Source organism: Marinomonas piezotolerans (assembly GCF_003362755.1).
Classification (GTDB): domain Bacteria; phylum Pseudomonadota; class Gammaproteobacteria; order Pseudomonadales; family Marinomonadaceae; genus Marinomonas; species Marinomonas piezotolerans.
The window spans coordinates 617,036-629,888 of record NZ_QKRA01000001.1; the positions used below are offsets into that span (position 1 = coordinate 617,036).

Here is a 12,853-nt window from a genome sequence, read left to right on the forward strand (position 1 = left end):
ACTCTTATGAATTGGACAAAAGTATGTCAGACAAGTGATCTAATTGCCGGTGCAGGTGTCGCAGCACGAGTACAGGGTAAGCAGCTAGCGTTATTTCTAGTACCAGAAGCAGAACAGCGCATATTTGCCATCTCAAACTGGGATCCATTTGGCAAAGCAAATGTTCTATCGCGTGGTATTGTCGGCCATTTACAGGGAGAGTGGGTGGTAGCAAGCCCGCTTTACAAACAGCACTTCTCACTTATCTCTGGCGCCTGCCTAGAAGAAGAAATCAAAATCAATACGTGGCAAACAAAGATAGAGGGTGATTCGGTTTATATTAATATGACGATGTAAATGAGTGCGTCATTACAAACGGCGGAAAGTTTTGGTGCATCCTAACGGGGCTTCGCTAACGCTATGTAAATAGAAATGCCACAAAAAGCCTTGATACAGCGCACTCAGGCCAATTCTATAAAGTTGGCCTGAGTATTGCTTTAATATGATTAACTGTAGCACTTTGAACCGATGATGGTTTACACATAAAGCATACAGATATCATAAAAGGCAACGAAGCCCGCCCCTTTTCACAAGAAAGGGGCGGGTTTTTTTATGCCTGTAATACATGGCTATTGCCATAGCTTCAGGAGAATTCGTATGTCCGTTACAACTGTCCAAACCACATGTCCTTACTGTGGAGTAGGCTGCGGAGTCAATCTATCTTGTTCGAGCAATGCGACGAACTCTACTATCACCCCCGTCACGGGAGACCAACAACACCCTGCAAACTTCGGTCGTCTATGTGTGAAAGGTAGCAGTCTTGCTCAAACGATCACCTCAGATGATCGCTTAATAGTTCCAAGCGTGTATGGTGAAGCATCCACGTGGGACAATGCCACCGATATCATTAGTCAAAAAATACAGGAAGTGACAACAAAATACGGCCCAGATGCGTTTGCTTTCTATTTATCTGGTCAGATATTAACTGAAGACTATTATGTGGCGAACAAGCTTGCAAAAGGCTATATCGGAACCGCCAACGTCGATACCAATTCGCGTTTATGCATGGCCTCTGCCGTAGTGGGTTATAAACGAGCATTCGGTTCGGACACCGTACCTTGCAACTACGAAGATTTGGAATGTTGTGACCTGCTGATCATGGTGGGTTCAAACGCCGCATGGACACACCCTGTCCTGTATCAGCGCATTGTGGCAGCGAAAGCTCAGCGACCGCATATGAAAGTCGTCGTGATCGACCCTCGACGTACCGCAACCTGTGATATCGCTGACTTACACCTCGCTATCACCCCAGGGTCGGATGCAGCAATCTTCTCCTACTTGCTTCAAGCAACGGGGAAAAAAGGGTTCCTTGACCAAGACTTTATTGCATCCCATACCGACGGATTCGACAGTGCTCTGGCTCAAGCGAAGGCTTCAACGCCTGATTTATCGTCTGCAGCAAAATTTTGTGGTGTGACTGAGGACGACTTGGCGCTACTTTGTGATTGGTGGTGTGACACGGATAAGAGCGTTACGTTCTACTCGCAAGGAGTCAACCAATCGTCGTCTGGCGTCGATAAATGCAACGCTATCATTAACTGCCACTTGGCTACTGGCCGACTTGGTAAGCCAGGGACAGGCCCTTTCTCAATTACAGGTCAACCCAATGCGATGGGCGGGCGAGAAGTAGGTGGTCTTGCTAACCAATTAGCGGCACACATGGACTTTGCGACACTGGGGGCTCAAGATCTAGTTCAGAGATTTTGGCAAGCCCCTAATATGGCAACAGAAAATGGACTCAAAGCCGTCGACATGTTTCAAGCCATGGAAGAAGGCAAAATAAAAGTCATATGGATTATGTCCACCAATCCCATGGTGAGTTTACCGAATACATCCCAAGTAAAACGCGCATTAGAGAAATGCGAGCTGGTAATTGTGAGTGATATTAAGGCGCATACCGACACGACGAAGTATGCTGACATCTTGTTACCGGCAACGGGTTGGAGTGAGAAAGATGGCACAGTGACTAACTCTGAGCGCCGGATATCACGTCAGAGAGGGCTGCTATCGCCTCTAGGGGAAGCAAAACACGATTGGCAAGCCATTTGTGAGGTAGCAAAGAAATTGGGGCATCACGATGCGTTTGATTATTCTGGTCCACACCAAATCTTCGCAGAACATGCTGCATTGTCAGCGTTTGAAAATAACGGGCAACGTGACTTCAACATTGGGGCGTTCCAAGATATTACGAAAACTGAATACGATGCGCTGCTACCGATTCAATGGCCTGTTACGCAATCCTCACCGGAGGGTACTGCGCGTATGTTTGTAGACAAGCACTTTTTCACGCCCAATGGTCGAGCAAAGTTTATTCCCATAGAACCGAAGTTGCCGGTCGCCAATACCACTGACCAATACCCATTCACACTCAATACAGGGCGAGTACGAGATCAATGGCACACGATGACTCGTACAGGAGATGCCGCATCGTTATCCCAGCACATTGCGCAGCCGTATGTCGAAATTCACCCCGATGACGCCAAGAAACATGATATTTGCGATAAAACGCTGGTAAAAGTGTATTCGGCGAAAGGACAAACATTGCTTAAAGCAAAAGTAACCGAAGCGACCGCACCAGGGTCGCTGTTTGTACCGATTCATTGGACACAACAATTTGCCAATGCATCCATTGTCTCGGCACTCATTCCTCCCGTGGTTGATGCGCTGTCTGGGCAGCCTGAATCAAAACACGCTCGTGCTGCATTAGAGCCTATTAAAAACGCTACTTACGGTTCTTTGATATCTGACACACAACTGCAGCTTGATGATTGCTTGTACTGGTGCAAAGTGACGAGTGATTACGGTCATCGGTATGAAGTCGCATGGCCCGAAACAGTCTCTATTGAATCGTTAAAGCAGACGTTTGGAGCGAGATCTTCGGCTCCGCTGCAATGGCTTGAATACACCAACCCTTTCAACAGCCAGATTCGTTTGGCTGGCATACACGATAATCAACTAAAAATCGTAATCTACCTCAGTGAGGCTCCTGACGTTTCCACGACCGACTGGTTGGTTTCTAAGCTATCACCGACGCAATCATTATCAGACTCAGAGCGCATGGCATTGCTTGTTGGTCAGCCTGTCGATGTAGAAGACAAAGGCGAAATTGTATGCTCGTGCTACCAAGTGGGAACCAAACAAATCTCTCAAGCAATCAAAGAAGGTGCTAAGACCGCCGAGGCACTTGGAGCAAAATTAAAATGCGGCACAAACTGTGGCTCCTGCCTTCCTGAATTGAAAGCGATCGTGTCGTCTAATTTAGAGGAGGCGAAATCATGAGCTTAGCCTTTGCACCCTTTATTAAGATCTTGGGGCGTGGTAATCGAGGCTCACGCTCGCTTACGACCGAAGAAGCCCAAAAAGCAATGAGCATGATGCTGGTTGGGGAAGCCGCCCCCGAACAAATAGGTGCCTTCTGGATGCTTATCCGCATACGAGAAGAGACCGTTGATGAAACGGTCGGATTTACTCAAGCAGTTAGGGAGTATCTAAAAGAAATGCGAACAAGCCATTCGGTTGACTTAGACTGGCCAGCCTACGCAGGTAAACGGAATGAGCTCCCTTGGTTTTTACTCGCCGCGTTAGCGCTCGCCAATTACGGTGTAAAAGTGCTGATGCATGGTCACTCGTTCGAAGGCGAACAGCGACTCTATGTTGACGAAGTGATATCGGCCCTAGCATTACCCATCTGCCTCACTAGCGAAGCGTTAGACGATGTAATGCAAACACATCACTTCGTCTATATGCCTCTAAACAGTGTCAGCCCCAAGCTCGCACAAATGATGGATTTAAAATACACGCTTGGGCTTCGCTCTCCAGTTAATACCGTTGTACGCATGATGAATCCATTTAACGCTCAGCACAGTGTTCACGGTGTCTTCCATAAGGGCTATGACGAACTACATGTTGCCTCATCAAAACTCTTAGAAGATAAATCCGTGCTCGTATTCAGGGGAGGGAACGGCGAAGTCGAAGTCAATCCAGAGCGGGATGTGACGCTAGGTAAGTTACAAGATAATGAAGAGACTTGGGAAACTTGGCCGAAAGCCGAGCAAAACCAAAAGCGCCTCAAAAATGACCTTTCGCTGGAGCGTTTAATCCTACATTGGCGCGGAGAGGTTATTGATCCATTTGGAGAGCAAGCTGTTCGGCAAACATTAGCTTCTGTTGTGGGATTGGTTTTCCAAAAATCAAATCATCAAGAATGCCTTGAACTCGCAGATCATATTTGGCAAAAGCGTCAATTAGACACGATATAGGCACAAAAAAAGCCGATGTTGTAAAACATCGGCTTTTTCAATAACAGCGTCTATGCCGCTATTACAGCATGATTATGCTGTAGCATCCGTTGCAATAACAGTCGATGCTTTCTTAACGTAATCACCCATTTTGTCAAAGTTTAGGTAGCTATAAACTTCTGCAGACATGCTGTTGATCTTGTTCGCATACTCTAGATATTCCTCTGGAGTCGGTAGTTTACCGAGCAAAGAAGAGACTGCAGCCAGCTCAGCAGACGCTAGGAAAACATTCGCGCCATTACCTAGACGGTTAGGGAAGTTACGCGTTGAAGTCGACACAACTGTAGACTTATCCGCAACACGTGCTTGGTTACCCATACACAAAGAACACCCAGGCATTTCCATACGAGCACCGGCTTTACCGAAGATGCTGTAGTAACCCTCAGCGCTTAGCTGCTGTTGATCCATCTTAGTCGGTGGAGAGACCCATAGACGAGTTGGTACAACCTGACCTGCTGCTTCTAGTAGCTTACCTGCGGCACGGAAGTGACCGATGTTTGTCATACAAGAACCGATGAATACTTCATCAATTTTCTCACCTTGTACATCAGATAGTAGGCGAGCATCATCTGGATCGTTCGGCGCACAAAGAACAGGCTCTTTAAGGTTATCAAGATCGATCTCGATAACGGCAGCGTATTCAGCGTCAGCGTCCGCGCGCATCAAGCTTGGATTCTCTAGCCATTCTTCCATTGCGCTAGCACGGCGCTCTAGTGTACGTGGGTCACCGTAACCTTCAGAAATCATCCAACGTAGCATAACGATGTTAGAACGTAGATATTCAGCAACAGACTCTTCTGACAAGTTGATGGTACAACCTGCTGCAGAGCGCTCTGCAGATGCATCAGATAATTCGAATGCTTGCTCAGCTGTTAGGTGCTCAAGACCTTCGATTTCAAGAATACGACCAGAGAAGATGTTCTTCTTACCTTTTTTCTCAACCGTTAGGTGGCCTTCTTTGATTGCCTGGAAAGGAATTGCATGTACAAGGTCACGTAGAGTGATACCTGGCTGCATTTTACCTTTGAAGCGAACCAAAACTGATTCAGGCATATCCAACGGCATAACACCCGTTGCTGCTGCAAAAGCAACAAGACCAGAACCCGCAGGGAAAGAGATACCTAGTGGGAAGCGGGTATGAGAGTCTGCACCCGTACCAACAGTATCTGGTAGCAACATACGGTTCAACCAAGAGTGGATGATACCGTCACCAGGACGTAGAGAAACACCGCCACGGTTCATGATGAAATCAGGAAGAGTGTGGTGAGTTTTCACATCAACTGGTTTAGGGTATGCCGCTGTGTGACAGAAAGACTGCATTACAAGGTCAGAGGTAAAACCAAGACATGCAAGGTCTTTCAGCTCATCACGAGTCATAGGACCAGTCGTATCTTGAGAACCAACAGTTGTCATTTTTGGCTCACAGTAAGTGTTCGGACGAACACCTGCAACACCACATGCTTTACCAACCATTTTCTGAGCTAATGTAAAGCCTTTAGTAGACTCTGCAACATCGCCAGGTTTCAAGAATAGGTCTGTTTCACCAAGGCCTAGGGATTCACGTGCTTTAATTGTTAGACCGCGACCAACAATCAGTGGGATACGACCACCAGCACGGACTTCGTCTAGAAGTACTTTCGTTTTCAATTCAAACGTAGTGATAACTTCGTCTGTACCGTGTTTCTTAACAACACCTTCGTATGGGAAAATGTCGATAATATCGCCCATTTCCATACCATCAACGTCCATTTCGATAGGTAGCGCACCGGCATCTTCCATTGTATTGAAGAAAATAGGAGCGATTTTACTACCAATACAAACACCACCAGCGCGCTTGTTTGGAATGAATGGGATATCATCACCCATGTGCCACAAAACAGAGTTCGTTGCAGATTTACGGCTAGAACCTGTACCCACAACGTCGCCAACGTAAGCCAGTGGGAAGCCTTTTTCTTTAAGTTCATTGATCTTAGTAATCGGTCCAATTTCGCCATCTTTATCTGGAACGATGCCATCACGAGCCATTTTAAGCATAGCGTTAGCATGTAACGGAATGTCTGGGCGAGACCAAGCGTCTGGGGCAGGAGAAAGGTCATCGGTGTTGGTTTCACCAGGTACTTTGAAAACAGTAACAGTGATTTTCTCTGCTAATTTTGGCTTGCTAGTAAACCACTCGCCATCGGCCCATGACTGAATAATTTGTTTAGCAAATTCGTTACCAGCTTTAGCTTTCTCATCAACATCGTGAAATGCATCAAAAATTAAAAGCGTATGAGAAAGCGCTTTTACTGCAATTGGTGCGATGTCGGCATCATCAAGACACGCAATCAAAGGCTGAATGTTGTAACCACCCAACATAGAACCAAGAATTTCGGTTGCTTGAGACTTGTCGATAAGCGGTGAGTTCGCTTCACCTGTTGTGATCGCGGCTAAAAAGCCCGCTTTAACATAAGCGGCTTCATCTACACCCGCTGGTACACGTTGTTTGAACAGGTCAAGAATGAACTCTTCTTCACCGGCAGGTGGGTTTTTAAGAAGCTCGACTAATGCTGCTGTTTGTTCCGCGTCAAGTGGCGTCGCAGGAATACCCTCTAAAGCACGCTCTTCGACGTGTTTACGATATGCTTCTAACACAATAGATCCCCTTTTTTTGACATCAATCTATTTAACTGATGTTGTTTAAGCGTCTGCTCTTGGATTCTAACCACTCGGATAAGAGCGAATAGATAGAGCAAGGCACTGGCAAAATTATCCGTATTCACATTCTATAGAAAAATGTACGGGCTGGGCTGGTATTCGCCATACAAATTTAGAATAGGTGATATTTACCTTACTTATTCTAACATAGTATACATATCACGATATTTTCACTTAATGAGCCTCACCACTCGGAACCCCCAATTACTGGCTCTTAAAGTGGGCTCTGCTCGATATCGTGTTGCACTGCGTCCAACGGCGGGAGAATCAAACCAAGACCCTCCCCGTAACACGCGTCCAGTACATTGATCAGATAGCCATACTTGGTTTTCAGACGGTGCTCCGTCGTAACTATCGTGATAACAATCCTCCACCCACTCGGCAACGTTACCATGCATATCAAATAACCCAAGTGGGTTGCTCGCCTGGGAGCCAACCGGTGCAGTAGAGACCCCATCCCATTGGCTACCACAGCTATCACACACACTATAGCCTGGCTTCACTTCATTACCGTACCAAAATGAGGTGTCGGAACCCGCTCTCGCGGAATATTCCCATTCCACTTCAGTAGGCAAGCGATATTCTGACCCTGTCTGCGCCGACAGCCATGCAGTGTAGGCTTTTGCGTCATACCAGCTTACGTTTATCACTGGTCGATTTCCTCGGCCCCAACCATTATCAGGGGGGAGGACTTTATTTGTTGCTTTAGCGAAACGGTCATATTGGGCGAACGTCACTTCGAACTTACTAAAATAGAAGCCCGTTGGAATCGAAACTTCGTGTACTGGTAGTTCGTTATCGTCACCAACACCATTTAAATCACCCATTTGAAAGGTATTAGGCGCAAGCTTTTCCACTTTTGGCGCCTTGCCTCCATCTTTCAAAGGCTCTTCTAAAGTCTGAGGCAACCCATCAAACGTAGTAGCCGTACTTTCAATTTTTTCAACATCTGAACGCTCAAGGTCGCTTGATGGCCAGAAAAGGGCTGCACCCAGAACGCCTGCCGCCGCAATACCTGCTCCTCCGATTGCCCATCGCGTTACCGCCGGCATTCGTGGTGTACTGTTGTCCCGACGAGTCGTTCTACTTTCATTCATGGGCGTGGCGTTGCTTACAAAAAGGTCTGCCCGTAATAAACGCATAACTTCGGTTAACGATTTCGGGCGATGACGATCTGCGGGTCTCAGCCATTGCTTTATTTTGTGCCAAGTAGCGTTACTCAGGGAATCAATGCTCGTTGGCAAACTCTTAACACTGCTGTTATCCAGCCACGATTCGCCGATAAGCATCGCCACCAGCAATCGCATAAACATATAATTGTCAGATGCTACTGTGCTGGAGGAATTCCGTTTTTTATATTCTGGCGGAATGAACCTAGGGTCCATATCTTGGTCAGTAATTTGAGTCAACCAATGATGTGTACCAAACCCTGTTAGCACACCAGCGCCATTGACCACATGCACGCTATTGAGATCCATATGTCCATGCACAAACCCACGATCATGAACTTGATCTAATGCCTTTGCGATAGGATCAAATACACTTAAGACGGTATTTAAAGGCGCACCATCGGGATGCTTTCCCAGGTAACTATAAAGCCTTTCTCCACCGCACAACGCAGAACAGGAGAAAACCCATAATGTAGAGTAAAATGGAGGGTAGTTAGGTGTAATCGCTGAATGCTTTACTTTGGCGTATTTGCGTGCCAATGAAAGAAATTCATTCACATCACCTCGTTCCGCTCGATAAAAACGCAACACAAAGGAACGGCCACCTTGGTCTGCAACCCATACACTTTTATCGTCACTTAAAGGGTAGTTAAGCACGTAGGGGTCAACTTCTACGCCTACATGCTGCCCAATGCTTAACTTAGTAACATCGTAATACTGATTCATTGGCTAATTGACATCCAAATCAATGCGTTGCTTGTGCTGATTATGAGAGTTATCCAGAGTATAATCGGTTTTTTTGTATAAAAAAGGTAGCCTTGATGTTAACTGATTACCCCGAGTTAGTTGAATTCTTACCATGCGCATCCCCCGATGAGTGGATAAATTGGGCGCTTGAAAATGAAGCGACTCTACTAACTGATCACGCTCACTGCGAAAAAAAAGCAGCCTCTACCGCGATGAGCCTAATGTATCGCTACGTTGATCGGGAAAATCTTTTACACAAAATGTCACGACTCGCACGTGAAGAGCTACTGCATTTTGAGCAGGTGCTAAAAATCATGCGCAATCGCGGTATCCAATACGAGCATATGACTGCTGCTCGCTATGCGGATGGTCTACGTAAGCATATCCGTACTCATGAGCCTGCACGCTTAGTGGATACGTTAATTATTGGTGCATTTGTAGAAGCTCGATCTTGTGAGCGATTTGCAGCATTAGTACCACATCTAGACGACGAACTCGCTAAATTCTATCAGTCTTTGCTCAAATCAGAAGCGCGTCACTTTAAAGACTACTTAACACTCGCAGAAGAATATGCAGGGCATCCGATTGATGATCGAGTTCAGTTTTTTCGTGACCTAGAGCACCAACTCATTATTGAGCCCGATGAAGAATTTAGAATGCACAGTGGGCCACCAAAAGCGGCCTAGTATTACACCTGACTACATTACATTACCTTTTAAAGACAAACGTTTGTGACTTTTTCCTTCACAAACTCGTTTGGAGTGCTACACTCGAATTAACTGCTCTGATAAGAGGAGGGCGTGATGATGAGCACTCAAACGAATGATTTGCTACCTGATGTAACGTATTGGCTTACTTTACAAATTTCTAAAAGCGAACCTGGAATTGACCTTGAGCAAGTCTATCAAGGCACAGTGGAATTAGATTATCTATATCAAGTACTAACCAGCAAAGCCCAACAGCATTGGTGGTCAAATTACGGAGTGGAGTTAAGCCCCGTTACGGTAAACAACGCCTTTTTTCGCGCGATTGCTGTGCTACATGACCGAAATATTGAGTATCAGCGCTCGCGCAACCGAGCGGAGACAGACTGGGTAAGAGAGCTATTACATTTGTAAAAAGAGCAGCAAAGCTGCTCTTTTTTTGTATTGATCATTTAAACGCTAATTGATGAACAATAGGCCATTGATCTATAGGCTTAATCTCTGCGTTTGCCTCCAAACTCGCCTGCACTATGCCCGAATCAGACAAAATGGCCAGCCATATTTTCGTATCCCAATCACCCAACACCAATCTCGGGGTTGGTTTGTTTTGATGAAGGTTGGGACGATGTGTGTGCCCGTGAATCAAAAGCGAGGTACCCACTGGCAACGCCTGATCTATGGCCTGTAAATTAACATCCATAATACTCAAAGACTTATCTGCAGACATAGACTTGGAATCATCGCGTAGTTTCTGTGCGAGTTCGATTCGCTGGTCTAGTGGCATTGATAAGACTTGTTGTTGCCAAGCAGGCTGACGAACCATCTCTCGAAACGACTGGTATGCGTCGTCATCTACGCAGTACTCATCGCCATGCGTTAACATAATCTCCGCCTCACCAACTGAGATTATCGTTTGCTCTGGTAAAGACTTAACGCCTGTGCGCTCAAACCACTCGTCACCCACTAAAAAATCACGGTTACCCGCAATAAAGTAGGTATCCACCCCGCCAAAGGTGAGTTTTTGCAGTTGAGCATCTAAGTCTTGTATCCAATTTGGCTGAAAGTCATCCCCAATATACGCTTCAAAGAAATCACCTAAGATATACAGCTGGCATGGTGAGTAGGATGCTAAAATTTCGTCCGACACAGACACAAACGCCCGGAGCAGATCCGGGCGTTTGTCACTCAAATGCAAATCTGAGATTAAAAATCGAGTCATTGGCTTAGTCTTTAACTAACTCAGCAGACTCAATTACGATATCCTCAACTGGAACATCCTGATGACCTGATTTGACGGTAGTAGGCGCTTCTTTCATTTTGTTCACTACGTCCATGCCTGCCGTCACTTTACCGAACACAGCGTAACCCCAACCATCTGGTGTTTTACTACGGTGGTTCAAGAAGCTATTGTCTGCAACGTTGATAAAGAACTGTGCGGAAGCTGAATGCGGATCCATTGTACGAGCCATCGCCAATGTACCGACTTTATTTTCAAGACCATTGTCAGCTTCGTTTTCAATAGGAGCACGCGTCTCTTTTTGCTTCATACCTGGTTCAAAGCCGCCACCTTGCACCATAAAGCCATTGATTACGCGATGGAAGATAACACCATCGTAGTGACCAGAGGTTACATATTCTTCAAAATTTTTCGCTGACTTAGGCGCTTTTTCGTAATCAAGTTCAATGGTGATATCACCGTAGTTGGTGTGAAAAACGATCATGTAACAGTCCTTAATAGTTAGGTTTAAAACAATCTCAATCGATACCGAGCATTTTATGTGTTTGCAAACTTAGACGCCACTGTGGATTCTGCAAACAGTATCGAAGTGTTTGCGTCTGTGTATCTTCCAGCGCAATCCTATCACTAGGCAACGCCGATTGGTCCATTGGTTGCAGAAAAAAATTATCAAAAGATAAATGACTAAAGCTCTCAGGAGGTAAGTGCTCTTGCGGAAATACTAGCTTTAGCTCGTGTCCTTCATTAACCACCAAAGGCGCAGCAACTTTAGGGCTAACACAAATCCAATCTATGCCACTTGGAAGTGGACGCGTTCCGTTTGTCTCAATGGCAATGGTGTATTGAAGTGCCTTTGCTGCTGCAATCAAAGCATCATCAAGCTGCAAAGCAGGCTCCCCACCAGTAAAAATAATATATTTATGCGCCGCGCCTTCTGGCCATAAAGTGTCTAAGTGACTCATTAAAGCCGCCGCTGTATTAAACCTGCCGCCATTTTGACCGTCTGTTCCGACAAAATCAGTGTCACAAAACTGACACTGTGCTTCCATACGCTGACTTTCTTTGCCGCTCCACAAGTTACACCCAGTAAACCGACAAAAGAGAGCAGGGCGACCAGCGTGTGCGCCTTCTCCTTGGAGGGAATAAAACGCTTCTTTAATTTTATACATAGGTTAGTACCTTCAACTTCCCGAAAACAGTCGGGGATGATGTGACTTAACAATGACCTGCGAATCGCTTGGCGAAAGCAGGTAAGGCTAGGTTGTATTATTGCTCGTATTGCAAGGGGTCTGTTTGATTCTGATTAGCAAATGCCTCTAACCGTTCGGTACAAGCACCGCATTTGCCGCATGCATGCTCTCGCCCGTTGTAACAGGTCCACGTATCCGCGTAGTCCAGCCCCATCGCCAAGCCCGCGGCCAGAATTTCACCTTTAGAGTTGTTTAAAAATGGCGTTACTATTTCGACAGGTTGGTAGTTTGCGATATTCGACACGGCATTCATTGCATGAACAAACTCAGGCCGACAGTCGGGATAGATATGATGATCACCAGAATGAGCGCCGTAATGCACTTCAGGAGCCTCCAAAGAAACGGCGTAAGCAATCGCCATAGACAGCAATACCATATTGCGGTTTGGAACAACCGTGCTCTTCATGCTATCAGCTTCATAGTGACCTTCAGGTATTTCTACATCGCTGGTCAATGAAGAGCCCGCCATAAGGCTGTTGATGGCAGATATGTCCACGACTTTGTGTGGCACGTTAAGTTTTTGACACACACGTGCTGCAACGTCTAACTCTTTGCTGTGACGTTGCCCGTAATTAAACGAAATAGCATAAACATCACGGCCTTCGATCAGCGCTTTATTGAGTACGGTAAAAGAATCCATACCACCAGAAAAAACGACAACCGCTCTTGTTTTTTCAGTCATTAAATTACCCTCCAAGTTTAAGCCGCGCAG

Annotated in this window: 11 protein-coding genes; 5 read left to right on the top strand and 6 right to left on the bottom strand. The window is 46.0% G+C overall.

Annotated features, from left to right (window positions below; genetic code table 11):
- The first annotated feature begins 6 nt into the window (after window positions 1-6).
- The 3 genes from nirD to DN730_RS02910 all read left to right on the top strand — a co-directional run bounded on the left by nirD (window position 7) and on the right by DN730_RS02910 (window position 4,298).
- Complete coding sequence (nirD, locus tag DN730_RS02900; protein ID WP_115466592.1) at window positions 7-336, top strand: nitrite reductase small subunit NirD; 330 nt, start codon at window positions 7-9, stop codon at window positions 334-336.
- A 300-nt stretch (window positions 337-636) separates the two neighbouring features.
- Window positions 637-3,318, top strand: coding sequence for a nitrate reductase (locus DN730_RS02905; RefSeq protein ID WP_115466593.1), 2,682 nt, complete (start codon window positions 637-639; stop codon window positions 3,316-3,318).
- Window positions 3,315-4,298 carry a glycosyl transferase family protein gene (locus DN730_RS02910; RefSeq protein ID WP_115466594.1) on the top strand — a complete coding sequence of 328 codons (984 nt, stop codon included), beginning with the start codon at window positions 3,315-3,317 and terminating at the stop codon, window positions 4,296-4,298. The genes DN730_RS02905 and DN730_RS02910 overlap by 4 nt, the downstream gene beginning before the upstream one ends.
- Window positions 4,299-4,370: 72 nt before the next feature.
- Here DN730_RS02910 and acnB read toward each other — a convergent pair whose 3' ends face one another.
- Both acnB and DN730_RS02920 read right to left on the bottom strand, forming a co-directional pair.
- A complete protein-coding gene (gene acnB, locus DN730_RS02915; RefSeq protein WP_115466595.1) occupies window positions 4,371-6,971 on the bottom strand; it encodes a bifunctional aconitate hydratase 2/2-methylisocitrate dehydratase in 2,601 nt (866 codons plus the stop codon).
- Between the two features lie 233 nt (window positions 6,972-7,204).
- Window positions 7,205-8,929: an SUMF1/EgtB/PvdO family nonheme iron enzyme gene (locus tag DN730_RS02920; protein WP_115466596.1), complete on the bottom strand. Its 1,725-nt coding sequence runs from the start codon at window positions 8,927-8,929 to the stop codon at window positions 7,205-7,207.
- A 95-nt stretch (window positions 8,930-9,024) separates the two neighbouring features.
- Between DN730_RS02920 and DN730_RS02925 the strand changes: the two genes are divergently transcribed.
- Together DN730_RS02925 and DN730_RS02930 are read left to right on the top strand one after the other, a co-directional pair.
- On the top strand, window positions 9,025-9,636 hold the full coding sequence (locus DN730_RS02925) for a MiaE family protein (protein WP_115466597.1): 612 nt from the start codon (window positions 9,025-9,027) through the stop codon (window positions 9,634-9,636).
- A 117-nt stretch (window positions 9,637-9,753) separates the two neighbouring features.
- The gene (locus DN730_RS02930) at window positions 9,754-10,068 is read left to right on the top strand and encodes a hypothetical protein (RefSeq protein WP_245957874.1); all 315 of its coding nucleotides are present in this window, start codon (window positions 9,754-9,756) and stop codon (window positions 10,066-10,068) included.
- Window positions 10,069-10,102: 34 nt separating this feature from the next.
- Here the strand turns inward: DN730_RS02930 and DN730_RS02935 are convergent, their stop codons facing one another.
- The 4 genes from DN730_RS02935 to queC form a co-directional block, all read right to left on the bottom strand.
- The gene (locus DN730_RS02935) at window positions 10,103-10,873 is read right to left on the bottom strand and encodes a UDP-2,3-diacylglucosamine diphosphatase (protein ID WP_115466598.1); all 771 of its coding nucleotides are present in this window, start codon (window positions 10,871-10,873) and stop codon (window positions 10,103-10,105) included.
- A 4-nt stretch (window positions 10,874-10,877) separates the two neighbouring features.
- A complete protein-coding gene (locus tag DN730_RS02940) occupies window positions 10,878-11,375 on the bottom strand; it encodes a peptidylprolyl isomerase (RefSeq protein WP_115466599.1) in 498 nt (165 codons plus the stop codon).
- Between the two features lie 34 nt (window positions 11,376-11,409).
- Window positions 11,410-12,060, bottom strand: a complete 651-nt coding sequence (gene queE / locus DN730_RS02945; protein WP_115466600.1) for a 7-carboxy-7-deazaguanine synthase — start codon at window positions 12,058-12,060, stop codon at window positions 11,410-11,412.
- A gap of 97 nt (window positions 12,061-12,157) precedes the next feature.
- On the bottom strand, window positions 12,158-12,823 hold the full coding sequence (queC, locus tag DN730_RS02950; RefSeq protein ID WP_115466601.1) for a 7-cyano-7-deazaguanine synthase QueC: 666 nt from the start codon (window positions 12,821-12,823) through the stop codon (window positions 12,158-12,160).
- Window positions 12,824-12,853 lie beyond the last annotated feature (30 nt).